Below are 22,663 nucleotides of genomic sequence, written 5' to 3'. Positions count from 1 at the left end.
GGTGCACGCGGACGAACGGTGACGGGAGTCCGCGCTCGGTGGTGGCCGGTCATTCTGGGCTCAGCCGTGGCCCCAGCCGCTCCGCGCTCGCCGGTGGCCCGGCCGCGAGGCCGCCGGGTCCGAGCACCCGGTCCGGCGGCCGGCCGAACCGGCCGGGCAGGGCGGTGCGTCGTTCGGCCGAGATGCATCTGCCTCCCGGGGCTGCCCGTCGGCGGCAGTCGCTGACGGCCGTCCATGACGTTCGTCAGCGAGAACGTTCGTCAGCGAGCAGCCGAGGAGCACCCCGGGTCCGCCACCGCCTCCTGCGACGTCGCCACCGCGCGCGGCGAGCGGGCCGTGGCCCTGTCGTACCGGGCCGGGGACCCGGCCTGCCGGTGGTGGCCGACGCCATGCAGCAGGAGCAGCGGGTCGCCCCTGCCCTCGCGGGTGGACGTGTGGCACCGCGGCCCGCCGGGTGGGCGGCGCAGCCTCTAAGGTCTTCCCTCATGAGGTCGGGGCACGGTCATCCGGGCGAGGGCGCGTCGGCCGCCTGGGAGCTGCTGCTCCCCGCCGCGTCGGCGCCCGCGCGCACCCGGGGGCGCTCGCTGCAGGCGGCCCTGCGCGAGGCGGTCCGCTCCGGACGGCTCCCCGCGGGCACGCGACTGCCGTCGAGCCGGGACCTCGCCGTGGACCTGGGCGTCTCACGGGGTCTGGTCACGGAGGCGTACGAGCAGCTCACGGCCGAGGGCTATCTGCGCAGCGGCCGGGGCGCCGGGACCTGGGTGGGCGACGCCGTGCGGTCCGCCCGGCCCGGGGCGCGTGATCTCGCGCCGCGCTCCCCCGGTACCCGGGCGGACTTCGTGCCCGGCACGCCGGACCTCGCACTGTTCCCCCGCTCGGCCTGGGCCGCCGCCCAGCGAGCGGTGCTGGCGGAGCTGCCCCACCGCGAGCTGGGCTATCCGGATCCGCGCGGCCTGCCCCGGCTGCGGACCGCGCTGGCCGAACTGCTCTCCCGGCGGCGGGGCGTGGTGGCCGACCCCGAGCGGATCGTCGTCGTCTCCGGGGTGGCCCAGGCGACGACCCTGCTCGGACACGTCCTGCACGCACGCGGCATCCGGACCGTCGGCGTGGAGGACCCCGGCAGCCCGCAGCACGACGCCCTGTACGGCTCGGCCGGGGTCGCCGCGGTGCCCCTGCCCCTGGACGCCGAAGGCGTCGCGCCGGAGCCGCTGCGCGCCTCGGGGGTCCGGTCGCTGGTGACGACACCCGCGCACCAGTTCCCCACGGGCATCGCCTGCTCGGCCCGCCGCCGCGCCGAACTGCTCGAGTGGGCCCGGTCGGTGGACGGCCTGATCCTGGAGGACGACTACGACGGCGACTTCCGCTACGACCGCGCCCCGGTCGGCGCGCTCCAGGGCCTCGACCCCGACCGCGTGGCCTACACCGGCTCGGTCAGCAAGTCCCTCGCACCGGGACTGCGGCTGGGCTGGCTGCTGGTGCCGGAGTCCTGGACGGAGGAGGTCGTCGAGCGCAAGCGCACCATGGACCTGGGCCACCCGGCCCTGGACCAGGCCCTGTTCGCCCGTTTCCTGGAACGCGGCGACTACGACCGGCAGTTGCGCCGCTGCCAGCGCGCCTACCGCGAGCGGCGGGACGCCCTGGTCGCCGCGCTGGACGCGCACTTCCCCGGCTCGGCCGTCTCGGGCATCGCGGCCGGGCTGCACGTGATCGCCGCGCTGCCGCAGCGCTACGGGCCCGAGGAGCGGTTCCTCGCGCGCGTGGCGCGGGCCGGGGTGGCGGTGCGCCCGTTGTCGGCGTACTCGCACGCGCCCGCCGCCGGTGACGGGGCGCAGGACGTACGGCTGGTCCTGGGCTACGCCCACGTGCCGCCCGCCCGGATCCTCGAAGGCGTACGGCTGATGGCAAAGGCGGTGGCCGACTGACGGCGGCCCGGCCGGACCGCCGACGGGCGGCGACGCCCTGTTCCCTCATCCTGCGGCCGGTTGTTCACTTGGGGTTCGTGCGGGCGCTGCGGCGTGCCAGTAGGTGTGGCTGTGCACACCGGCCGGATACCGTCCCTGGAGGCGCATTCATGTCCCACCGTCCTCTCCCCCGGCGCCGCAGCGTGCTGCGCGGCACCCTCGCCGCGTCGGCGGCCCTGTCCCTGCCCACCGCGCTCGGCGCCGCTCCGGCCTTCGCGCGGTCCGGGCGCCCGAACGCCGCCTGGGGTGTACAGACGGGCGACGTGACCTGCGACTCGGGGCTGGTGTGGGTGCGGTCCGACCGGCCGGCCCGAATGGTCGTGGAGACCTCGGCCACCGAGTCGTTCCGCAACACCCGGCGGTGGCACGGCCCGCTGCTCGGTCCGGGCACGGACTTCACCGGCACGACCCGGCTGCGCGGCCTGCCCTCCGGCGAGCAGATCCACTACCGCGTCCTGCTGGCCGACCCGGACGACCCGCGCCGTACGGGCGAACCCGTCACCGGCACCTTCCGCACCGCCTCCGCCCGGCGCCGCGACGGCGTGCGGTTCGTCTGGTCCGGTGACCTCGCCGGTCAGGGCTGGGGCATCAATCCGGAGTTCGGCGGCTACACGATCTACAACGCCATGGCCGCCCTCGACCCCGACTTCTTCCTGTGCAGCGGCGACAACGTCTACGCCGACGGCCCCATCAGCGAGACCGTGACCCTGCCCGACGGCCGCACCTGGCGGAACGTCACCACCGAGGAGAAGTCCAAGGTCGCCGAGACGCTCGCCGAGTTCCGCGGCAACTTCCGCTACAACCTGCTGGACGAGAACCTGCGGGCCTTCAACGCCCGTGTGCCGTCCATCGTCCAGTGGGACGACCACGAGGTCACCAACAACTGGTACCCGGGCGAGATCCTCACCGACGGCCGCTACACCGAGAAGCGCGTCGACGTGCTGGCCGCCCGCGCCCGCCGGGCGTTCTCCGAGTACTTCCCGATCTCCACGCTGCGCCGGCCCGGCGGGCGGGTCCACCGCGTGCAGCACCACGGCCCGCTGCTGGACGTGTTCGTCCTGGACATGCGCACCTACCGCAACGCCAACTCGCCCGGCGACCAGCCCGCCGACGAGCAGGGCATCCTCGGCCGCGAGCAGCTGGAGTGGCTCAAGCGCGAGCTGTCCCGGTCCCGTGCGGTGTGGAAGGTGATCGCCTCCGACATGCCGATCGGCCTGGTCGTGCCGGACGGGACGACGGACGTCGAGGCCGTCGCCCAGGGCGACCCGGGCAAGCCGCTCGGCCGCGAGCTGCAGATCGCCGAGCTGCTCCGGCACATCAAGCACCGGCGGATCACCGGCACGGTGTGGCTGACGGCCGACGTGCACCACACCTCGGCCCAGCACTACCTGCCCTCGCGGGCCGCGTTCACCGACTTCGCGCCGTTCTGGGAGTTCGTCTCGGGCCCGCTGAACGCCGGTGCCTTCCCGGCGAGCGCGCTCGACGGCACCTTCGGCCCGGACCGGGTGTTCGTGAAGGCACCGGCCACGGGCAACGTCTCCCCGGCCGGCGGCTACCAGTTCTTCGGCGAGGTCGACATCGACGGGCACAGCGGTGAGCTGACGGTGCGTCTGCGGGAGCAGGACGGGACGGTGCTGTTCACGAAGGTGCTCCAGCCGGGGCGGGTCGGCCAGTGAGTACGCAGCGCAACCTTTGAAACATGGACAGAAGGGGGAAACCGCCTCCTTTACCCGCCGGTCACAATCCGTTCTCGATCGCGCAACACCGTTCCGTCACAGTGGGTGCATGACGCGTGATGTGAGCGAACCGGCCGACCGCAACGACGACCGCCGCACCCCGACGGCCTGGCAGCGGGCCAGGGCCGCCTTCAACGGGTGCTTCGGTCGGCGCCACGAACACGCGCCGCCGACGAGCGATACCGGGTCCCCGGCACCGCAGCAGGTGCCGGGGGCGGACACCCTGTGGCGGATGCGGACCACGGTGAAGGACGAGCCGGGCTCGCTCGCCGCCCTGTGCACGGTCCTCGCCGTGCAGCGGGTGGACATCCTCAGCCTGCAGACGCATCCACTGGCCGAGGGCACCGTGGACGAGTTCCTGCTGCGGGCCCCGGCCGGGCTGCTCGCCCCGGATCTCGCCGCGGCCGTGGGGTCGGCCGGCGGCACCGACACCTGGCTCGAACGGGCCGACGCGCACGATCTGGTCGACGCACCGACCCGGGTCCTCGGGCTCGCCGCGCGCACCGCGCTCGACGCGGCGGAACTGCCGCTGGCGCTGCGGCAGTTGCTGGGGCGGTGCACCATCCGCTCCCGGCCCGCTCCGGCCGGCGGCGGCCGGGCGCCGGACGGCGCGCCGGTGGAAGGGGCGCTCGACGACACGGTGATGCGGCTGCGCGCACCCGAGGGCGGGACGATCACCGTCGAGCGGCCGTACCTGCCCTTCACCCCGACCGAGTTCGCCCGGGCCAGGGCCCTGGTGGAACTGGACGCCCGCCTCGGCCCGCGGGTGCCGCAGGGCTCCGACGTGCTCACCCTCGCCGAGGGCAGCGGCATCACCGTGCGGCGGGCCGACCCGCGGGACCTGCCCGCGGCCCGGGCGATGCACGAGCGGTGCTCGCCGCGGACGCTGAGGCTGCGCTACCACGGGCCCGTCGGTGACGCCGACCGGTACCTCAACCACCTGCTCAGCCCGCGGCACGGGCGCACGCTCGCCGTGCAGAGCGCCTCCGGCCGGATCGTCGGGCTCGGTCACCTGCTGTGGGACGGGGACGAGACGGAGGTCGCCCTGATCGTCGAGGACGCCTGGCAACGCCGGGGCGTGGGCGCCCAGTTGCTCGCCCGGTTGGTGGGCATGGCCGTCGAGGCCGGCTGCGCCGGCGTGTACGCGGTGACACAGGCGTCCAACACCGCGATGGTCGCGGCCATGCGGGGTCTGGGACTTCCCCTGGACTACCAGGTCGAGGAGGGCACGCTGGTGATCACGGCACGGCTGGGTGAGGCCGTGCCGGCGGGTGCGGAGGAACTGGGCAGCACCTCCGCACCGTAGGGGCGCCGGTCAGTGGGCGGGGGCGGGGGCGGGGGCGTGCGCGCCGTTCGCGCGGTTCACCGCGTCCCCGGCCGGGCCGGGCAACGCCCGGTCCAGGTCCGACCAGAGGTCCTCCACGTCCTCCAGCCCGACGGACATGCGCAGCAGCCGGTCACCGACCCCGGCGCCCCGCCGGTCGTCGGCGTCGACGATGCGGTGGCTGATGGACGCCGGGTGCTGGATGAGGGTGTCCACGCTGCCCAGGCTCACCGCCGGGGTGATCAGGCGGACTCCGGCGATGACCTCGTGCGGGTCGCCGTGGATCTCGAAGGCGACCATGCCGCCGCCGATGCGCGGGTAGTGCACCCGGGCCACCCGCGGGTCGGCGGCCAGGCGGCGGGCCAGTTCGGCGGCCGTGGCGGAGGCGGCCCGCACCCGGACCGGCAGCGTGGACAGGCCGCGCAGCAGCAGGTAGCCGGCCAGGGGGTGCAGGACACCGCCCGTGGCGAAGCGCACCTGGCGCAGCCTCCCCGCGAACTCCTCGTCGCAGGCGACCACACCGGCCAGGACGTCGCCGTGCCCGCCGAGGTACTTGGTGGCGCTGTGCAGCACCAGCCGGGCCCCCTGCTCGGCGGGGCGCTGGAGCACCGGCGTGGCGAAGGTGTTGTCCACGAGCAGCGGGACCGAGCCGCAGGCGTGGGCGACGGCCCGCAGGTCGACCTCGGCGAGCGTGGGGTTGGCCGGGGACTCGACCATGACCAGCCCGGTGTCCGGGCGCAGCGCGTCGGCGACTCCGGCCGGGTCCGTCCAGGTGACCTCCGAGCCCAGCACCCCGGCGGTCAGCAGGTGGTCGCTGCAGCCGTACAGGGGGCGCACGGCGACGACGTGGCGCAGGTCCGCCGCGCCGCGGGCGAGGAGGACGGCGCTCAGCGCGGCCATGCCGCTGGCGAAGGCGACCGCCGTCTCGGTGCCCTCCAGGCGGGCCAGGGCGGTCTCGAAGCGGGCCACGGTCGGGTTGCCGAGCCGCCCGTACACCGGCGGCCCGTCCGGTTCCGCGCCGGTGGCGGCGAACGCGTCGATCCGTGCCGCCTCGGCGCGGCTGTCGTAGGAGGGGTAGGTGGTGGACAGGTCGATCGGCGGGGCGTGCAGCCCCTGCCGGGCGAGATCGTCCCGGCCGGCGTGCACGGCCTCGGTGGCGAGTGCTCGCGGTGCGGTGCGTACGTCGTCGTAGGCGCCCATGCTCGCTGTGTCCATGACGGAAGGGTGAACACCGACCGGGTCCGCGGCGGCGAACCCCGTGCTACGTTCGGCCGATGGCCGCATCTGTCGTACTGGACCCGGTTGATCTTCATCTTCTGCGGTTGCTGCAGAACGACGCCCGGGCGACGTACCGGGATCTCGCCGCGCAGGTCGGGGTGGCGCCGTCCACGTGTCTGGACCGGGTGACCCGGTTGCGGCGCTCGGGGGTGATCCTCGGGCACCGGCTGGAACTGGATCCGGCCAAGCTCGGGCGGGGACTCCAGGCGCTGCTGTCGGTGCAGGTCAGACCGCACCGCCGGGAGCTGGTCGGCCCGTTCGTGGAGCGGATCCGCGCCCTGCCCGAGTCCCGGACCGTCTTCCATCTGACCGGCCCGGACGACTACCTGGTCCATGTCGCCGTGGCCGACATGGCGGACCTGCAGCGGCTCGTGCTGGACGAGTTCACCGCGCGGCGGGAGGTGGCACGGGTGGAGACCCGGCTGATCTTCCAGCAGTGGGAGTGCGGTCCGCTGCTGCCGCCTTCGCCCACGGCTCAATCCGGGTGACGCACGCGGTCCGCCGTACCAGGATGGACCGCATGTCTGAGATCACCAGCGCGCTTCCCCGCGAGGTCGCCGACGCCTACGTCGACGAGCTCGTCGCCCTCGATCCGATCACCGGTACGTTCCTCGGCGACAAGGCGAGTTCGAACCGGCTGCCCGACACCTCGCCCGCCGGCCAGGAGGCGCTGGCGGAGCTGGCCCGCCGGACGCTGGCCCGGCTGGACGAGGCGGAACGGCGGCCCGGCGCGGACAGCGACATCGAACGCCGCTGCGGACGGCTGCTGCGCGAGCGGCTCACCGCCGAACTCGCCGTGCACGAGGCCGACGAGAGCCTGCGCTCCGTCAGCAACCTGAGCTCCGTGGCGCACGCGGTGCGGCAGGTCTTCACCGTGACGCCGGCGCAGACGGAGGAGGACTGGGCGGCCATCGCCGAGCGGCTGCGCGGGGTCCCGGCCGCGCTGGAGGGCTACCGCGAGTCCCTGGCGCTCGGCCTGGACCGCAAGCTGTTCGGCGGGCCCCGCGCGACCGCGACGTTCGTCGGGCAGCTCGGCGAGTGGGCCGACGCGGACGGTTCGGGCCGCGGCTGGTTCGAGGCCTACGCGGCCGCGGGCCCCGAGTCGCTGCGGGCCGAACTGGACACGGCCGCCCGGGCCGCCACCGAGGCGGTCGCACGGCTGCGCGACTGGATGCGGGACGTGTACGCCCCGGCCGCCGAGGGCGCGCCGGACGTGGTGGGCCGTGAGCGGTACGCGCGCTGGGTGCGCCACTACAACGGCACGGACCTCGACCTGGACGAGGCGTACGCCTACGGCTGGTCCGAGTACCACCGCCTGCTGGGCGAGATGAGGACCGAGGCCGAGAAGATCCTCCCCGGCGCCGCCACCCCGTGGGAGGCACTGGCCCACCTCGACGAGCACGGCACCCACATCGAGGGCGTCGAGGAGGTCCGCGACTGGCTGCAGGGCCTGATGGACGAGGCGATGGACGCCCTCGACGGCACCCACTTCGACCTCGCCGAGCGGGTGCGCAGGGTGGAGTCGCGCATCGCCCCCGCGGGCAGCGCCGCGGCCCCCTACTACACGCCTCCGTCGGACGACTTCTCCCGCCCGGGCTGCACCTGGCTGCCGACCATGGGGGCGACGCGCTTCCCGGTGTACGACCTGGTGTCGACCTGGTACCACGAGGGCGTACCCGGCCACCACCTGCAGCTGGCCCAGTGGAAGCACGTGGCGCAGGACCTCTCCCGCTACCAGGCGAGCGTCGGCATGGTCAGCGCCAACGCCGAGGGCTGGGCGCTGTACGCGGAGCGGCTGATGGACGAACTGGGCTTCCTGACGGACCCGGAGCGCCGGCTCGGCTACCTGGACGCGCAGATGATGCGGGCGGTGCGCGTCATCATCGACATCGGCATGCACCTGGAGCTGACGATCCCCGACGACTCGCCGTTCCACCCCGGCGAGCGCTGGACGCCGGAGCTGGCGCAGGAGTTCTTCGGCTCCCACAGCAGCCGGCCGGCCGACTTCGTGGAGAGCGAGCTGACCCGCTACCTGTCCATGCCGGGCCAGGCGATCGGCTACAAGCTCGGCGAACGGGCCTGGCTGCTGGGCCGGGAGAACGCCCGCAAGCGGCACGGGGACGCCTTCGACCCGAAGGCGTGGCACATGGCGGCGCTGTCGCAGGGTTCGCTGGGGCTGGACGACCTGGTGGACGAACTGTCGCGGCTGTAGGCCCCCCGCCGGGGTCGCCGCGTCACCGGCCGGGTGCGCCGTACCCGGCCGCGCGGCACCCCCGCGGGACTACTTGGGCGCGCGCGGGTGGAGCCGGACGAGGTCGAGCCAGGTCTCCGGGCCCGGCCGGACCCGTGCGGCGCGGACCCCGTACGTGCCGGGTTCCAGGGCGATGCGGACCTGTCCGGTGTCCGCGATGGCGGTGCCGGGCCAGGCCGCGTCGAAGAGACGGACGGGGCCGGGCACCTTCCAGGCCAGTTCCGGGCCCCACTCGGCCGTGGCGCTCGCCGAGGGGACGCTCGCGAGGAGTTCCTCCTCGGAGTCGGCCGCGCACCAGCGGACGAACAGACCCGGGCCGGGGAGGTACGCGGTCGCGGCCGGTTCGTCGCCCAGGACGAGGGCGGTGCCGTCACCGACCGGGAGGAGCCCGGCCTGTCCGTCGACCTCACAGGCCCGGTCGTAGTCCGAGGCCGTCTCCTCGCCGTCGGCGCCCGCCCAGAACGGCAGGACGGTCTCCGGGACCGCGATCAGCGGCCCGCCGCCCGACTCCACCCACTCCACGACGCCCGGTTCCGCGTATCGCACCATGGCGCAAGAACCTACAGGGCCAACTCGGTTCGGCCGACGGGGGGTTCAGCAGCCGCAGTCGGCCGCGTCCACGGGTGCCGTCAGCGGGTCCGGGTCCCGGCGCCCGCCGCCCCGCCGGGTCGCGAACGGCAGGCCCTCGCGCACCCAGTACTCGAACCCGCCGAGCATCTCCTTGACCCGGTAGCCGCGTTCGGCCAGGGCGAGCGCGGCGCGGGCCGCGCCGTCGCAGCCCGGACCCCAGCAGTACGTCACGACCGGAACCGACGGGTCGAGGAGCCGTGCGGCCTGCTCGGGGACGAGCGCGGTCGGCAGGTGGAGGGCGCCGGGGACGTGTCCCTGCTCCCATGCCTCCGGGGAACGGGAGTCGACGAGGACGAAGCCCGGGTCGCCGCCGGCCGCCAGCGCGGCGGCGACGTCGGACACGTCGGTGTGGAAGGCCAGAGCGGCCCTGAAGTGCGCGGCGGCCTCGGCCGGTGTGGCGGGCGCGATCCTCAGGACGGGGTTCACGGTGGTGGTCATGGACAAGAAGCTACGGGCGTCGAAGCGCCGGCTGAAGCGGCGATCCCCGGCCTCGGCCTTGATCTGCCGGGGATCGCCCTGCTATTCCTCGGTGATGACCGCGTATTCCCCGGACGGTACCGACTGGCGCATCCTCGACGTCCTCCAGCGGGACGGCCGGGCCAGTTTCGCCGAGCTGGCCCGTGCCGTGTCGATGTCCGCGAGCGCGGTCACCGAACGCGTACGGCGCATGGAGGAGGCCGGGGTCATCCGCGGCTACGCGGCGGTCGTCGAGCCGGAGCGGCTGGGCCTGCCGATCCTGGCGTTCGTCCGGCTCAGGTATCCGACCGGCAACTACAAGCCCTTCCACGACCTGGTCGCCGTCACGCCCGAGATCCTGGAGGCGCACCACGTCACGGGCGACGACTGCTTCGTCATCAAGGTCGCGGCGCGCTCCATGCGCCACCTGGAGGAGGTGTCCGGGAGGATCGGGGCGCTGGGCTCGGTGACCACGAGCGTCGTCTACTCCTCACCGCTGCCCCGGCGCCCCCTGGGCCGCTGACCTCAGACGGCGCCCCGTTGCCTCAGGGTCGATCCCGAGCGGCCCTTGACGACCTCCAGCTGGGCGTGGATCCGCCGTCGCAGGTCGGCGACGTGGCTGACGATGCCGACGCTGCGGTCGCGCTCACGCAGGGAATCGAGGACGTCGAGCACCTCGTCGAGGGTCTGGTCGTCGAGGCTGCCGAAGCCCTCGTCGATGAAGAGGGTGTCGAGCCGCACCCCGCCCGCCTCGTCCGTGACGACGTCCGCGAGGCCGAGGGCCAGGGCGAGGGAGGCGAAGAAGGTCTCGCCGCCCGACAGCGTCGCCGTGTCGCGTTCGCGGCCGGTCCAGGCGTCGACCACGTGCAGTCCGAGGCCGCTGCGGCCGCGCCCGGTGCGGTCGTCCGAGTGGACGAGGGTGTAGCGGCCGGAGGACATGCGGCGCAGCCGCACGGTCGCGGCGGCGGCGACCTGCTCCAGCCGGGCGGCCAGCACGTACGACTCCAGGCGCATCCGGCGTTCGTTGTCCGCGGAGGTCCCCGCGGCGAGTCCCGCCATGCGGGCGACCCGGTCGTACTGCTCGCGCAGCGGCGCCAGCCGGCGCACCGCGGCCTCGGCGCGGGCGGACAGCCGGTCGAGTTCGGCGCAGCGCCGCCGGGCGGCGTCGTGGGCGGAGGCGGCGGCACGCAGTCGGCGGGCCGCCTCGTCGGCGGCCTGCTGGGCCGCGGTCACGTCGGCGGGCGGCCGGGCGGCGGCGTCCGCGGTGTCCGCCTCGGCGAGGACGGCCCGGACGGCGGCCTCCTCGTGCTGCCAGGCGTCCAGCCGGCGTTGAAGCTCGCGGTGGGAGGCGTCGTCGAGGAGGGCGGCTGCCGCGGCCTGCGGGGTCTCGAAACCGGCGCGGAAGGCGGCGTCCGCGAGCCGGGCGTCGGCCTCCTTGAGGCGCTGGGCGCTGTCCTCGGCGGCGCGGGCGGCGTCGGCGGCGTCCTGGAGCAGGGCGGTGCGCCGCTCCAGCTGGGCCGCACGCGCCGCGACGCTGTCCAGGTCGCCCCGCGCCCGGTCCAGCTCCTCCTGGAGTGCTGTGCGTTCGCGGTCGAGGCGCTCCCGGTGGCCCACCCGCGAGGCGGCCCGTACGGCGGCGTCCTGCCGCGCGGCTACGCGCCGCTCGTGCTCGAGCCCGGCCTGCCGCAGCCGCTCCTGGGCGGAGTGGAGTTCGGCGGCGGCAGCGCGGGCGTGCGCGTACTGCTCCTCGAGTTCCTCCGCTTCGGCGGCCAGCCGGGCGGTGGGCGTGTCACCGGCCTCGGCGGTGGCGGCGGCCAGGGCCTCCCGGACGGCACCGAGGCGGCGTTCGTGCTCGGCGCGCTGTTCGTCGGCGCGCTGGTGGGCGGCGAGGGCGCGTTCCTCGGCCTCGCGGCCGACGTGCCCGGCGACCCTGCGGGCGGGCGCGGGGTGCTCGGTGGCGCCGCACACCGCGCAGGGATCGCCGTCGGCGAGGTTCGCGGCGAGTTCGGCGGCGATGCCGGCCAGCCGTTGTTCCTTCAGCTCGAGCCAGTGCTGCTTGGCCCGCAGCGCCTCCTGCTGTGCGGTGCGGACCTGCTCGGCGGCTGCCTCCGTGTCTCCGGCGAGCTGGTCGCGCAGCCGGGCGGCAGCCAGCCGCTGCCGGGCGGGATCACGCCGTACGGCGAGCTGCTCGGCGAGGGCCGCGGCCTGCCGGGCACGGTCCACGCGGGTCTCGAGGGCCGTGCGGGCCTCCTCCCAGCCGGCGAGCCAGGCTTCGGCCTCCTGGAGGAGGTCGGCGTCGGCGCGCTCCTGGCGGTCCAGGACGCCGCGTTCGTCGAGGAGTTCGGCCAGCCGGCGCTCCGCCCGGCGGGCCGCGTCCAGTCCGCCCAGTTCCTCGGCTGCGCGGCGGGCCGCGGTGGCGAGTCCGGCCGCTCCCGCGTCGGCGAAGCCGTCGGGCAGCAGGGCACGGGCGCGCGCTTCGGCGGCGGCCGACCGGCGGTGCTCGGCCTCGGCGGTCTCCCGCAGGTCCAGGGCGGGGGCGACCGCTTCGGCCTTGCGGGCCCGCTCCATGAGCGACTGTGCCTCCCGGAAGGCCCCGGCGCCCTCCTCCAGCCGCGCCGCCCGCTCCCGGGCCTCGGTGAACCTGCGCTGCAGCCGGGCGAGTTCGCGTACGGTCTCCAGGGCGTGGGCTGCGGCCCGCTGCGCGGACTCCGCGGCGGCGAGGGTGCACTCGGCGGCGGTGAGCTGTTCGCGGGCGGTGCTGCGGGCCACGGCGGCGGCGCCCAGCACGGCTTCGGCGAGACCGGGATCACCGGGGGCCAGCTCCGGCAGTTGCATGGCGCCGCCGGCGGCCTGCTGCATCCGGTGGGCGTCGGCCAGCAGCTCGGCGTCGCCCTCGCGCACCTGTGTCTCGGTGACGCGGCGGCGCTCGGACAGGCGCTTTTCGACGTCGGCGAAGCGGCGGGTGTCGAAGAGGCGGCCCAGCAGTTTCCCGCGGGCCTCGGCGTCGGCGCGCAGGAACCGCGCGAAGTCGCCCTGCGGCAACAGGACGACCTGGCAGAACTGCTCCCGGCTCATGCCGAGCAGCTGGGTGATCTCCTCGCCGATCTCCTGGTGGGAGCGGCTGAGGTCCTTCCAGGCCCCGGCGGGCGTGTCGTACTCGCGCAGCCAGGTCTGGGCCTTGTCGACGGTGGTGCCGGTGCCCCGTTTCTTGGGGCGTTCCCAGGGCGGCTGGCGGGTGACCTCCAGGCGGCGTCCGGCCACGGTGAGTTCCAGGCCCACCTCGGTGCGGATCGCGGGGGCGGCGTGGTCGCTGCGCAGGCCGGTGCCCTGTCCGCTCGCCTGCCGGGCGCCGGGGACCGAGCCGTACAGGGCGTAGCAGACCGCGTCCAGGACGGAGGTCTTGCCGGCGCCGGTCGGTCCGTGCAGCAGGAACAGCCCGGCGGCCGACAGGTCGTCGAAGTCGACGGTCTGGGTGCCGCCGAACGGCCCGAACGCGGTGACCGTAAGCCGGTGCAGCCTCACCGGGCCACCTCCCGCACGGTGTCGTCGGCGCGCACCGCGTCGAACGCGTCGCGCAGCACGCGCTGTTCGTGCGGGTCGGGTCCGGTGCCGCGCACGTGGGCGACGAAGTCCTCGGCGATCTGCTGGTCGCTGCGTCCGGCCAGGCGGCGGGCGTAGGACACCTCGGTCTCCTCGCGGTCGCGGTCGGGGTCGAAGACGAGGCTGAGGGTGTGCGGGAAGCGCTCGGTGAGCCGGGCCATCGGGTCGGCCGGGCGGACGGGGTCGGTGAGCGTCGCCTCGACCCACGCCTCCTCGTGGCGGGTGAGGCCCGGGTCGGCGAGCAGGTCGTCGAGCGTGCCCCGGATGCGGGCCAGGGGGCGCGGGACGGGGCAGTTGACGCGCTCGGCGCCGACCGTGCCGTCGGCGGCCAGGTCGATCAGCCACATGCTCTTGCGGTGGTCCGCCTCGGAGAAGGAGTACGGCAGCGGGGAGCCGGAGTAGCGGATCCGGCCGGTGAGGGTCTGGCAGCCGTGCAGGTGCCCGAGGGCCACGTAGTCGACGCCGTCGAAGACCCCGGCGGGCACGGCGGCCACTCCGCCGACGGTGATGTCGCGCTCGCTGTCGCTGGGTTCGCCGCCGGTGACGAAGGCGTGCGCGAGGACGACGGAGCGGGTGCCGGGTGCGCGGCCGGCCAGGTCGGCGCGGACCCGGTCCATGGCGGCGGCGAGCACGCTCTCGTGCCCGGCCTTCTCCACGCCGAACTCGTCCTTGACGAGGGCCGGTTCGAGGTAGGGAAGGCCGTAGAAGGCGACGTCCCCGTGGGCGTCGGCCAGCACCACCGGGGTGCCGGCCGCCGACGGCTCGGTGCGCAGGTGGATGCCGGCCCGGTCGATCAGCCCGGCACCGACGCCCAGCCGGCGGGCCGAGTCGTGGTTGCCGGAGATCATGACGGTGGGCACACCGAGGGCGGCGAGCCTGTGCAGGGCGTCGTCGAACAGCTCGACCGCGGCGAGCGGCGGCACCGCACGGTCGTACACGTCCCCCGACACGACCACCGCGTCCACGGCCCGTTCCCGCACGGTCGCGACGAGGTGCCCGACGAACTCGGCCTGGGCGCCGAGCATGTTGACCCGGTGGAAGGAGCGGCCCAGGTGCCAGTCGGAGGTGTGCAGCAGTCTCATGATCCCCCGAGACTAACCGCCGGGCCTGACATCACGGGTGGTTACTCCCGTATCGCCCGTCGACAGCCGGCGCGTTCCGGCCCGTTAACGCCCGCTTCGTCCGGGATCCTCAGGCGTCGCCGTACGCCTCACCGCCCTCGTCGAGGCGGGCCGTGCCGGAGGTCACGTCGGCGAGCCAGGCCCGGAAGGTCTCCAGGTCGGCGTCCGGGAGGGCGAGGTCGAGGGCGACGTCCTCCCCGTACCGGACGTCGCGCACCTCGCGTCCGGTGGTGCGCAGGTCGTTCTCCAGCTTCCCGGCCCGCTGGTGGTCGACGGTGACCGTGGCCAGGCGGTACCGGCGGCGGGTGCGGGTGCCGACGGCGTCCAGGGCCTCGCCGACCGCTCCGCCGTAGGCCCGGATGAGGCCGCCCGCGCCGAGCTTGACGCCGCCGAAGTAGCGGGTGACGACGGCGACGACGTAGCGCATGTCGCGGCGCAGGAGCATCTGGAGCATGGGGACGCCGGCGGTTCCGCCGGGTTCTCCGTCGTCGCTCGCCTTCTGCACCGAGGCGTCGGCGCCGATGACGTAGGCCCAGCAGTTGTGGTTGGCGTCGGCGTGCTCCCTGCGGACCGCGGCGATGAACTCCTGGGCCTCCTGCTCGGTGGCCGCCGGGGCGAGGGCGCACAGGAAGCGGGAGCGGTTGACCTCGGTCTCGTGCACGCCCGCCCGGGCGACCGTGCGGTATTCGTCCTGCATCCGGCCAGCCTATGCGTGGGGCCCGTGGTGTTTCCTCGCGCCCCGGGCCACGGTCACGGAGGTGAGCAGCGCGCTGCCGGGGGTGAGGGCGTGCCAGGCCGTGCCGTGCCAGGACAGGACGGCGATCGCCGCGGTCGGGAACTTCGTGCGCACCCGCTCCAGGGTGTCGTCCAGCCCGTCCCCGGCGAGCGCCAGGACCAGTTCCTCCAGCCCGGGGTTGTGCCCGACCAGCAGCAGCGTCTCCACCTCGGCGGGCACCTCGTGCACCACGTTCAGCAGGCCCTGCGGCCCGGCGGCGTACAGGCGCCTGTCGTGCCGGACGGGCGGTGGTGAGCCCCACTCGGCGGCGGCCAGGTCCCACGTCGCGCGGGCGCGGACGGCGGTGGAGCACAGCGCGAGGTCCGGCAGGCAGTCCGCCTCGGCCAGGGCCCGCCCGGCGGCGGGGGCGTCCCGGCGGCCGCGGGGTGCGAGGGGACGTTCGTGGTCGGCGACGTCCAGGGGCCAGGCGGACTTGGCGTGCCGCAGCAGGACCAGGCGGCGCAGCGGGCCTCCTCCCGCACGGGCGATCACGCGGCGGATCCCAGGCCGGCGGTGAGGTCGAGGCCGAGGAGCCGGTCGGCGAAGGCGTAGGTCTCGAAGCGGGCACCGTCCGGCACCCCGGGTCCGGTCTCCACCTGGCGCAGGACGTCCAGCACGCCCGGGAGGTCCAGGTCGTGCTCCCAGGCGTCGCGCAGCGCCCGGCGCACGTCCTCGGGGACCGGGCGCGAGGGGCTGCGGGCCCAGCGGGCGACCGCGTCGCGCCAGCGCGCGAGGGTGGTGCCCGCCTCGTCGATACCGGCCGGTTCCAGCCGGGCGGGCGTCGCGTGGTGCCGGGCCATCAGGGCCAGGCGCAGGGGGGCGGAGTCGGGCAGGTCCGACGGGCCGGGGCCGCTCGCGGGCGCCACGGCGATGCGGGGCCCGTCCGGTGCGTCGCCGCCCTCGGCGGTGACATGAACGACCCGGGTTCCACCGGGGCCCGTGACGGGGCCGTCCTCGAAGGGCCGCACGCCGAGCGCCGAGGCGTCCGCCCGCAGTTCCGGCTGCGGCTGCCCGCCGCTCAGGGACGCCCACACCGGAGTACCGCCGATCTCCAGGGCCCGGACGAGCAGATCGGCCACGAGCAGCACGCGCAGGCCCGTCAGACCGGAGCCGGCGGCGTGCACCAGGACACGGGCCGGTCCGCGGCGGGCCGGGGCGGCGTCGGCGGGTTCCCCGGTACGGGCGTCGATGATGCGCAGCACAGGGCGAGCGTAGGCCGGTGGGCGGGCCGGCGCGGCGTGTTCCGGTCGGCGTGGCGGCGTCATCGCCCCGGCGGGCTGCGCCGGGCCGGCTCCAGGGTGCCGAGGAAGCGCACGTGGGGCCGTCCCCCCGGTCCGTCGCGGCGGACGTCCGCCCGCACTCCGTGCACCTCGGCGATCAGGTCCGCCGTGAGCCCCTCGGCCGGGGTGCCGGCCGCCACCATCCGGCCACCGCGCAGCACCACGACCCGGTCGCAGTACATCGCCGCGAGGTCGAGGTCGTGCAGGGCGACGACGGTCGTGACCGGCAGGGCGGTGACGAGATCGAGCAGGGCGAGCCGGTGGTGGATGTCCAGGTGGTTGGTCGGCTCGTCCAGGAGGAGTTCGCGGGGCTCCTGGGCGAGCGCGCGGGCGATCTGCACACCCTGCCGTTCACCGCCCGACAGGGTGTGCCAGGGCTGTCCGGCCCGGTCGGCGAGGCCGGTGTGCTCCAGGGCGTCCCGTACGGCTCGCTCGTCGTCCGCCAGGCGGGCGTCCGGGCCCGGCGGTGCGGGACGTCCCACCGGATTCCCTGACCCACGTACATGGGTTCGACTGGCTTCGGCGAGCTGTCACGGGGCGGGCGGGGAATCACCGGGCGGCCGGGGTCGTTGACCAGGGCACAGTTCTTCCGCGACTCCCCGAGGAGGTCACCGGTGTACGGCGACGAGGCAACGGTCCGCAGGATCCTCACCGGGCTCGGCGACACCTGGGCCGTGGTGGGCCTGTCGTCGAACCGGCAGCGCGCGGCGTACGGCGTGGCCGCGACGCTGCAGCGCTTCGGCAAGCGCGTCGTGCCGGTGCACCCGAAGGCGGAGACGGTACACGGCGAGCGGGGGTACGCGAGCCTGGCGGACATCCCGTTCGAGGTCGACGTCGTGGACGTCTTCGTGAACAGCGCCCTGGCCGGCGCGGTCGCGGACGAGGCCGTCGCCGAGGGCGCGAAGGCCGTCTGGTTCCAGCTCGGCGTGGTCGACGAGGCGGCGTACGACCGGACCCGTGCGGCGGGTCTGGAGATGGTGATGGACCGCTGCCCGGCCATCGAGATCCCGCGGCTGGGGCGGTGACCCCGGCCGTTCGGAAGCGATGGCCGGCCGGTGCTCCGGCCGTTCCTGCGGCCGGGGACGGCCCTCATAATGAGCCGCATGACCGACGTCTCCCCCGGCTACGACTCCCTTTCCCCGCAACGCTTTCCGGTCGTCGTCGTGGGCGCCGGCCCGGCCGGGCTGACCGTCGGGAACATCCTGCGGGCGGCCTCGGTGGACTGCCTGGTGCTGGAGGCGGAGACCCGCGAGTTCATCGAACAGCGGCCCCGGGCCGGGGTCATCGAGGAATGGGCCGTGCGGGGCCTGGAGAAGCGGGGTCTGGCGCGGAACCTGCTGGACCGCGCCGAGTTGCACACCGCCTGCGAGTTCCGCTTCGGCGGGGAGCGCTACCGGTTCGCCTACGGTGAGCTGACGGGCTCCCACCACTTCGTCTACCCGCAGCCGTTGCTGGTGAGGGACCTGGTGCACGAGTACGCCGACGTGCGCGCCGGCCGGATCCTCTTCGGCGTCCGGGACGTCCGCCTCCACGACGTCGACACCGACCACCCCGCGGTGTCGTACGTCTGTCCCGGCACCGGTGAACGGCGGGTCGTGCACTGCGACTTCATCGCCGGGTGCGACGGGGCACGCGGCGCGACCCGGGCCGCGCTGCCCCCGGACCGGGTGCGTGTCGCCCGGCACTCCTACGGCATCGGCTGGCTGGCCCTGCTCGCCGAGGCACCGCCGTCCGCCGACTGCGTGCTGTTCGGCTGCCATGAGCGCGGCTTCGCCGGGCAGATGCCCCGCAGCCCTCGGATGACGCGCTACTACCTCCAGTGCCCGCCCGGCGACGACCCGGAGAACTGGCCGCACGAGCGTGTCTGGGCGGAACTGCGGGAGCGGCTCGCGGCGTCCGGCGCCCCGCCGCTCACCGAGGGGCGGCTGGTCGAGAAGCGCGTGCTGGAGATGCACGACCACGTGGTCCAGCCGGTGACGCACGGACGGCTCCACCTGGCCGGGGACGCCGCCCACCTCGTCGCCCCCATCGCGGCCAAGGGCATGAACCTCGCCCTGCACGACGCCTTCCTGCTCGGCGACGCACTGGTCGCCCGGCTCACCACGGGCGACGACGGCGGCCTGGCGGGCTACGGGGAGGCGAGTGCGCGGCGGGTGTGGGACTACCAGGAGTTCTCGCAGTGGCTGTCCGAGGTGTTCCACGGCACGGCGGCGGGCGACCCCTTCCGTGCGGGCACCACGCTCGCCCGGCTGCGCCGGCTGTTCACCTCGCCCGCGGCGGCCGCCGCGTTCGCCGAGCAGTACCTGGGCACGGCCGCCCGCTACTAGCGGCGGTTCCCCCTGGCCGCGCGGCGCGGCGGCCGCGCGGCCGCCGCGCCGCGGGCCGGGCCCCGGTTCGCGTTCCGGCCGGTCAGGCCAGGCCGAGGCCCTCCAGGACCACGGCGCCCGGCAGTTCCGCGAAGGCCTTGCCGGGGACCAGGAGCTTGCCGCGCCGCCGGCCGCTGCCGACCAGGACGTAGGGCAGGTCGACCACGGCCGCGTCCACCAGGACGGGCCAGCCTTCGGGCAGTCCGATCGGGGTGATGCCGCCGTACTCCATGCCGGTCTCGCCGGTCGCCGTGTCCGTCGCGGCGAACGACGCCTTGCGGGCACCCAGCCGGCGGCGCACCACGCCGTTGACGTCGACCCGGGTGGTGGACAGCACGACGCACGCGGCGAGCGTGGTGTCGCCGCCCCGCTTGCCCGCGACGACCACGCAGTTCGCCGAGCGCTCCAGCAGGTCCTGCCCGTAGTGCTCGACGAAGGTGGCCGTGTCGGCCCACGCGGGGTCGGTGTCGACGTAGACGATCTGATCGGCGGGGACGCCCGCCCGCCAGTGGCGGACGGCGTCGGCGACCGGCGTGGTCAGCTCGTCGAGGCAGGCGGGGGCGGGTCGGGCGTCGTCGAAGTGTCCGAGGGGTGCGCGCATGGCCGCACGCTAACAACGCCGGACGGTTGGCCGCCCGGGCGTCTCAGGAGACGGGCGGCACCGAGACGGCCATGACCATCTCCATCGGCACGTCCCCGGTGTTGCCGTAGGTGTGCGGGACGCCGGCCTCGAAGTGGACGCTGGCGCCGGCCGGCACCCGGTGCTCGGCCCCGTCGACGGTGAGGGTCAGCTCCCCCGCCGTGACGTGCAGCAGTTCGGTCGTGCCGGCGGGGTGCGGGTCGGAGGGGCTGCTCTCTCCGGGCATCAGCCGCCAGTCCCACATCTCCAGCGGTCCCGGCGCCTCGGTGCCGGCGAGCAGCCGGTTGTAGCTGCCGGCGTCGGTGTGCCACAGCCGGACGGCCTGCTCGGCCGGGACGACGCGGACGTTCGGCCCCTGCTCGTGGTCGAGCAGGGTGGTGATGCTGACGCCGAGCGCGTCACCGATCTTCACGACGGTGCCCAGGCTGGGGTTGGTGCGGGCCTGCTCGATCTGGATGAGCATGCCGCGGCTGACTCCCGCGCGGGCGGCGAGCACGTCCAGCGTGAAGCCGCGCACCGCGCGCCAGTGCTTGACGCTGCGCGCCAGGGACTGGGTCAGCAGGTCGAGGTCCGACACATTCCGTCCAATATTCTGTATGACACAGTACAGTGAGCTGCACTATGGTGTGGTTGACCTGATCGTTCACTGAACTGTACTGCGAGGCATCCGTCCCATGACAGCGCTCTTCGCCCTGGCCACCAGCCTGCTCTGGGGCCTGGCCGACTTCGGCGGTGGACTGCTGACCCGCCGCACCCCCGCGCTCACCGTGGTCGTGGTCTCGCAGTCGATCGCGGTCGCCATCCTCGGCGCGGTCGTCGTCGCGACGGGTGGCTGGAGCGAGGCCGGGCCGCAGCTGTGGTTCGCCGTGGCCGCCGGGCTGGTCGGGCCGGTGGCGATGCTGGCCTTCTACAAGGCCCTGGCACTGGGGCCGATGGGCGTGGTCTCACCGCTGGGGTCGATCGGCGTGGCCGTGCCGGTGGGCGTGGGCCTGGTCCTGGGAGAGCGTCCCGGCCTGCTGCAGTTCGTCGGCATCCTCGTCGCCGTGGCCGGCATCTGTCTGGCCGGCGGACCGCAGTTCCGCGGCGCGCCCGTGCAGCGGCAGGCGATCGTCCTGACCCTCCTCGCGGCGTTCGGCTTCGGCGCGGTGATGGCCCTCATCGCCGAGGCGTCGAGCACCCTGACCGGGCTGTTCCTGGCCCTGTTCGTGCAGCGGGTGACCAACGTGGCCGCGGGCGGGGCGGCCCTGTACGTCTCGGTGCGGCGCGGCGCCCCCGCACTCCCCGTGGAGGGCTTCCCCTGGCGCTCCCTGCCCGCCCTCGCCTTCGTGGGACTGGCGGACGTGGCCGCGAACGGCACCTACTCGATCGCCGCCCAGCAGGGCCCGGTCACGGTGGCGGCCGTGCTGGCCTCGCTCTACCCGGTGGTGACGGCGGTGGCCGCGCGCGGCGTGCTGCGTGAGCGGCTGCGGGCGGTCCAGGCCGCGGGCGCCGGGCTGGCTCTGGTGGGCACGGTCCTGCTGGCCTCGGGCTGAGCACCGCACCCGCGGGCGCCCCGGGCCTCAGGAGCCCGGTTCCAGCTCCGCCAGTCCGGCCGCGGCCTCCTCGTCCAGCCGGGACAGCCGCGCCGCCGTCTCCTCGTCCAGCTCCGACAGTGCCCGCAACTGCTCGGGCGTGACCCCCTCCGGGATGGGCACCGGCGGAGGGGTGCGCAGCGGCGGCTGCCAGCCGTCGGCGGGCGTCCAGCGGCGCACGACGCGGGCCGGCGCGCCCGCCACGACCGAGTGGTCCGGCACCGCGCCCCGGACGACCGCGCCCGCCGCCACCACCACGTTCCGCCCGATCCGGGCACCGGGCAGGATCACCGCGCCGGTGCCGATCCAGCAGCCGGGCCCGATCTCCACCGGCTCCATCCGCGGCCACTGCTTCCCGATCGGCTGGTGCGGGTCGTCGTAGGAGTGGTTCGTCGAGGTTACGTAGACGTACGGGCCGAAGTAGCAGTCGCTGCCGATGGTGACCGTCGTGTCGGCGATGACGTGACTGCCGCGGCCCAGGACCACCCCGTCGCCGATCCGCAGGATCGCCTCGGGGCCGAGGTCGAGGTCGGGCATGAGGCCCGCGGTGAGGGTGACCTGCTCGCCGATGATGCAGTGGGAGCCGAGGCGGATCCACGGCTCGCCGAAGACGGTGCCGAGCGGGAAGGCCAGTCTGGTACCTGTTCCCATGGCGCCGAAGCGGTACCGGCCGGGGTGCTCGGCGGTGACGGAGGCCGTCCGCTGCAACCAGGCCCAGCCCGCGTGGACGGCACGCTGCGTCAGGCCCCGCCGCCAGGATGAGAACGTGTTCTTGCGCTTCGGCACGGAAGTCACCGTACTCAGCCGGGCGAGCGCCCATGAGGGCGAGGGCCTGTGATCTTCACCCCACGGCGTGGCGTACGGTGCGGGTCGGCAACGACGTCAGTGGAGGCGGGCATGGGACAGCGGGCGATGATCACGGGGATCGGCGGCCGGGAGCCGGAGATCGACGAAACGGCGTTCGTGGCGCCGACGGCTTCCGTCGTCGGCGGTGTCACCCTGGGCGCCGGGGCGAGTGTCTGGTACGGGGCCGTGGTGCGCGGCGACGTGGAGGCGATCTCCGTCGGGGCGAGCAGCAACGTCCAGGACAACTGCACCCTGCACGCCGACCCGGGGTTCCCCGTGCGGATCGGTGAGCGGGTGAGCATCGGCCACAACGCGGTGGTGCACGGCGCTGCCGTCGGAGACGACTGCCTGATCGGCATGGGGGCGACGGTCCTGAACGGCGCGGTGATCGGGGCGGGTTCCCTCGTCGCCGCGCAGGCGCTGGTGCCGCAGGGGATGGTCGTGCCGCCCGGCTCGCTCGTGGCCGGGGTGCCCGCCAAGGTCCGGCGGGAGCTGTCCGAGGAGGAGCGGCAGGGCGTCACCCTCAACGGCACGATGTACGCCGAGCTGGCCAAGGCGCACCGCGACGCGCACGCGTAGGCCGTCGGGCGGGTGCGGGCGCCGGGGCTGATCGCGCCGCTTCCCGAGCCTAGGTGTATTGACCCGCAGGGTTGTTCACGCGGCTGATCGGTGGCTGGCCGCCGAGTGCGGTGTGGCAGCGGTGGTGGTTGTAGGTGTGCAGGAAGTCTGCCAGGGCCGCGGTGCGTTCGGTGTTGCTGGTGTAGGGCCGCAGGTAGGCCCATTCGTCGAGCAGGGTGCGGTTGAAGCGTTCGACCTTGCCGTTGGTCT

General features: G+C 74.8%; 22 protein-coding genes and 1 pseudogene. 10 read left to right on the top strand and 13 right to left on the bottom strand.

Annotated elements, in window-relative coordinates; all coding sequences use genetic code 11:
- The first annotated feature begins 485 nt into the window (after nt 1–485).
- The 3 genes from pdxR (at nt 486) to Q5694_RS00105 (ending at nt 5,003) form a co-directional block, all read left to right on the top strand.
- On the top strand, nt 486–1,922 hold the full coding sequence (gene pdxR / locus Q5694_RS00115; protein ID WP_333929851.1) for a MocR-like pyridoxine biosynthesis transcription factor PdxR: 1,437 nt from the start codon (nt 486–488) through the stop codon (nt 1,920–1,922).
- A gap of 149 nt (nt 1,923–2,071) precedes the next feature.
- Nucleotides 2,072–3,637, top strand: coding sequence for an alkaline phosphatase D family protein (locus Q5694_RS00110; protein ID WP_333929850.1), 1,566 nt, complete (start codon nt 2,072–2,074; stop codon nt 3,635–3,637).
- 109 nt (nt 3,638–3,746) lie between these two features.
- Nucleotides 3,747–5,003, top strand: a complete 1,257-nt coding sequence (locus Q5694_RS00105) for a GNAT family N-acetyltransferase (protein ID WP_333929849.1) — start codon at nt 3,747–3,749, stop codon at nt 5,001–5,003.
- Between the two features lie 9 nt (nt 5,004–5,012).
- On the opposite strand, the gene Q5694_RS00100 is transcribed toward Q5694_RS00105, so the two are convergent.
- Nucleotides 5,013–6,236: a trans-sulfuration enzyme family protein gene (locus Q5694_RS00100; RefSeq protein WP_333929848.1), complete on the bottom strand. Its 1,224-nt coding sequence runs from the start codon at nt 6,234–6,236 to the stop codon at nt 5,013–5,015.
- A gap of 59 nt (nt 6,237–6,295) precedes the next feature.
- Here Q5694_RS00100 and Q5694_RS00095 point away from each other — a divergent pair, with 59 nt between their 5' ends.
- Nucleotides 6,296–6,787, top strand: a complete 492-nt coding sequence (locus Q5694_RS00095; protein ID WP_333929847.1) for an Lrp/AsnC family transcriptional regulator — start codon at nt 6,296–6,298, stop codon at nt 6,785–6,787.
- Nucleotides 6,788–6,819: 32 nt separating this feature from the next.
- Nucleotides 6,820–8,511 carry a DUF885 domain-containing protein gene (locus Q5694_RS00090; protein WP_333929846.1) on the top strand — a complete coding sequence of 564 codons (1,692 nt, stop codon included), beginning with the start codon at nt 6,820–6,822 and terminating at the stop codon, nt 8,509–8,511.
- Nucleotides 8,512–8,580: 69 nt separating this feature from the next.
- Here the strand turns inward: Q5694_RS00090 and Q5694_RS00085 are convergent, their stop codons facing one another.
- Both Q5694_RS00085 and Q5694_RS00080 read right to left on the bottom strand, forming a co-directional pair.
- The gene (locus tag Q5694_RS00085; protein ID WP_333929845.1) at nt 8,581–9,099 is read right to left on the bottom strand and encodes an immunity 21 family protein; all 519 of its coding nucleotides are present in this window, start codon (nt 9,097–9,099) and stop codon (nt 8,581–8,583) included.
- A 45-nt stretch (nt 9,100–9,144) separates the two neighbouring features.
- Complete coding sequence (locus Q5694_RS00080; protein ID WP_333929844.1) at nt 9,145–9,618, bottom strand: rhodanese-like domain-containing protein; 474 nt, start codon at nt 9,616–9,618, stop codon at nt 9,145–9,147.
- A 94-nt stretch (nt 9,619–9,712) separates the two neighbouring features.
- On the opposite strand from Q5694_RS00080, the gene Q5694_RS00075 reads away from it, so the two are divergent.
- Nucleotides 9,713–10,159, top strand: a complete 447-nt coding sequence (locus tag Q5694_RS00075) for an Lrp/AsnC family transcriptional regulator (RefSeq protein WP_333929843.1) — start codon at nt 9,713–9,715, stop codon at nt 10,157–10,159.
- A gap of 2 nt (nt 10,160–10,161) precedes the next feature.
- Here Q5694_RS00075 and Q5694_RS00070 read toward each other — a convergent pair whose 3' ends face one another.
- From Q5694_RS00070 to Q5694_RS00045, 6 genes and pseudogenes are all read right to left on the bottom strand, one after another.
- Nucleotides 10,162–13,158 carry an SMC family ATPase gene (locus Q5694_RS00070; RefSeq protein WP_333929842.1) on the bottom strand — a complete coding sequence of 999 codons (2,997 nt, stop codon included), beginning with the start codon at nt 13,156–13,158 and terminating at the stop codon, nt 10,162–10,164.
- The gene (locus Q5694_RS00065; RefSeq protein WP_333929841.1) at nt 13,155–14,318 is read right to left on the bottom strand and encodes an exonuclease SbcCD subunit D; all 1,164 of its coding nucleotides are present in this window, start codon (nt 14,316–14,318) and stop codon (nt 13,155–13,157) included. The genes Q5694_RS00070 and Q5694_RS00065 overlap by 4 nt, the downstream gene beginning before the upstream one ends.
- Nucleotides 14,319–14,427: 109 nt before the next feature.
- Nucleotides 14,428–15,054, bottom strand: a complete 627-nt coding sequence (locus Q5694_RS00060; protein WP_333929840.1) for a YigZ family protein — start codon at nt 15,052–15,054, stop codon at nt 14,428–14,430.
- Between the two features lie 9 nt (nt 15,055–15,063).
- A complete protein-coding gene (locus Q5694_RS00055) occupies nt 15,064–15,624 on the bottom strand; it encodes a SixA phosphatase family protein (protein WP_333929839.1) in 561 nt (186 codons plus the stop codon).
- The gene (locus tag Q5694_RS00050; RefSeq protein ID WP_333929838.1) at nt 15,621–16,334 is read right to left on the bottom strand and encodes a hypothetical protein; all 714 of its coding nucleotides are present in this window, start codon (nt 16,332–16,334) and stop codon (nt 15,621–15,623) included. The genes Q5694_RS00055 and Q5694_RS00050 overlap by 4 nt, the downstream gene beginning before the upstream one ends.
- Nucleotides 16,335–16,393: 59 nt before the next feature.
- A pseudogene (locus Q5694_RS00045) lies at nt 16,394–16,887 on the bottom strand (ABC transporter ATP-binding protein); the annotation flags it as partial.
- Nucleotides 16,888–17,026: 139 nt separating this feature from the next.
- On the opposite strand from Q5694_RS00045, the gene Q5694_RS00040 reads away from it, so the two are divergent.
- Both Q5694_RS00040 and Q5694_RS00035 read left to right on the top strand, forming a co-directional pair.
- Complete coding sequence (locus Q5694_RS00040; RefSeq protein WP_333929837.1) at nt 17,027–17,437, top strand: CoA-binding protein; 411 nt, start codon at nt 17,027–17,029, stop codon at nt 17,435–17,437.
- A gap of 78 nt (nt 17,438–17,515) precedes the next feature.
- The gene (locus tag Q5694_RS00035) at nt 17,516–18,739 is read left to right on the top strand and encodes a 4-hydroxybenzoate 3-monooxygenase (RefSeq protein ID WP_333929836.1); all 1,224 of its coding nucleotides are present in this window, start codon (nt 17,516–17,518) and stop codon (nt 18,737–18,739) included.
- Nucleotides 18,740–18,821: 82 nt separating this feature from the next.
- Here the strand turns inward: Q5694_RS00035 and Q5694_RS00030 are convergent, their stop codons facing one another.
- Nucleotides 18,822–19,379: a YbaK/EbsC family protein gene (locus Q5694_RS00030; RefSeq protein ID WP_333929835.1), complete on the bottom strand. Its 558-nt coding sequence runs from the start codon at nt 19,377–19,379 to the stop codon at nt 18,822–18,824.
- 43 nt (nt 19,380–19,422) lie between these two features.
- Complete coding sequence (locus Q5694_RS00025) at nt 19,423–19,995, bottom strand: XRE family transcriptional regulator (protein ID WP_333929834.1); 573 nt, start codon at nt 19,993–19,995, stop codon at nt 19,423–19,425.
- Nucleotides 19,996–20,092: 97 nt separating this feature from the next.
- On the opposite strand from Q5694_RS00025, the gene Q5694_RS00020 reads away from it, so the two are divergent.
- Nucleotides 20,093–20,950 (top strand): DMT family transporter, encoded by an 858-nt coding sequence (locus Q5694_RS00020; RefSeq protein ID WP_333929833.1) that lies wholly within the window; start codon nt 20,093–20,095, stop codon nt 20,948–20,950.
- A 27-nt stretch (nt 20,951–20,977) separates the two neighbouring features.
- On the opposite strand, the gene Q5694_RS00015 is transcribed toward Q5694_RS00020, so the two are convergent.
- Complete coding sequence (locus tag Q5694_RS00015; RefSeq protein WP_333929832.1) at nt 20,978–21,775, bottom strand: acyltransferase; 798 nt, start codon at nt 21,773–21,775, stop codon at nt 20,978–20,980.
- Between the two features lie 111 nt (nt 21,776–21,886).
- On the opposite strand from Q5694_RS00015, the gene Q5694_RS00010 reads away from it, so the two are divergent.
- Complete coding sequence (locus Q5694_RS00010) at nt 21,887–22,414, top strand: gamma carbonic anhydrase family protein (RefSeq protein ID WP_333929831.1); 528 nt, start codon at nt 21,887–21,889, stop codon at nt 22,412–22,414.
- A 49-nt stretch (nt 22,415–22,463) separates the two neighbouring features.
- On the opposite strand, the gene Q5694_RS00005 is transcribed toward Q5694_RS00010, so the two are convergent.
- A partial coding sequence (locus Q5694_RS00005; protein ID WP_333929830.1) for an integrase core domain-containing protein occupies nt 22,464–22,663 on the bottom strand: 200 nt, incomplete at its 5' end.

It is taken from the genome of Streptomyces sp. AHA2, from assembly GCF_036857595.1.
Classification (GTDB): Bacteria; Actinomycetota; Actinomycetes; order Streptomycetales; family Streptomycetaceae; genus Streptomyces.
Note: the sequence above shows the minus strand (reverse complement) of the source record. Positions and strands in the feature narration are given on the sequence as shown.

Bases quoted from the DNA above. Each gene is read 5' to 3' on its own strand.
- pdxR (WP_333929851.1), top strand. From the start codon at position 486: ATGAGGTCGGGGCACGGTCATCCGGGCGAGGGCGCGTCGGCCGCCTGG.
- Q5694_RS00110 (WP_333929850.1), top strand. From the start codon at position 2,072: ATGTCCCACCGTCCTCTCCCCCGGCGCCGCAGCGTGCTGCGCGGCACC.
- Q5694_RS00105 (WP_333929849.1), top strand. From the start codon at position 3,747: ATGACGCGTGATGTGAGCGAACCGGCCGACCGCAACGACGACCGCCGC.
- Q5694_RS00100 (WP_333929848.1), bottom strand. From the start codon at position 6,236: ATGGACACAGCGAGCATGGGCGCCTACGACGACGTACGCACCGCACCG.
- Q5694_RS00095 (WP_333929847.1), top strand. From the start codon at position 6,296: ATGGCCGCATCTGTCGTACTGGACCCGGTTGATCTTCATCTTCTGCGG.
- Q5694_RS00090 (WP_333929846.1), top strand. From the start codon at position 6,820: ATGTCTGAGATCACCAGCGCGCTTCCCCGCGAGGTCGCCGACGCCTAC.
- Q5694_RS00085 (WP_333929845.1), bottom strand. From the start codon at position 9,099: ATGGTGCGATACGCGGAACCGGGCGTCGTGGAGTGGGTGGAGTCGGGC.
- Q5694_RS00080 (WP_333929844.1), bottom strand. From the start codon at position 9,618: ATGACCACCACCGTGAACCCCGTCCTGAGGATCGCGCCCGCCACACCG.
- Q5694_RS00075 (WP_333929843.1), top strand. From the start codon at position 9,713: ATGACCGCGTATTCCCCGGACGGTACCGACTGGCGCATCCTCGACGTC.
- Q5694_RS00065 (WP_333929841.1), bottom strand. From the start codon at position 14,318: ATGAGACTGCTGCACACCTCCGACTGGCACCTGGGCCGCTCCTTCCAC.
- Q5694_RS00060 (WP_333929840.1), bottom strand. From the start codon at position 15,054: ATGCAGGACGAATACCGCACGGTCGCCCGGGCGGGCGTGCACGAGACC.
- Q5694_RS00035 (WP_333929836.1), top strand. From the start codon at position 17,516: ATGACCGACGTCTCCCCCGGCTACGACTCCCTTTCCCCGCAACGCTTT.
- Q5694_RS00030 (WP_333929835.1), bottom strand. From the start codon at position 19,379: ATGCGCGCACCCCTCGGACACTTCGACGACGCCCGACCCGCCCCCGCC.
- Q5694_RS00020 (WP_333929833.1), top strand. From the start codon at position 20,093: ATGACAGCGCTCTTCGCCCTGGCCACCAGCCTGCTCTGGGGCCTGGCC.
- Q5694_RS00010 (WP_333929831.1), top strand. From the start codon at position 21,887: ATGGGACAGCGGGCGATGATCACGGGGATCGGCGGCCGGGAGCCGGAG.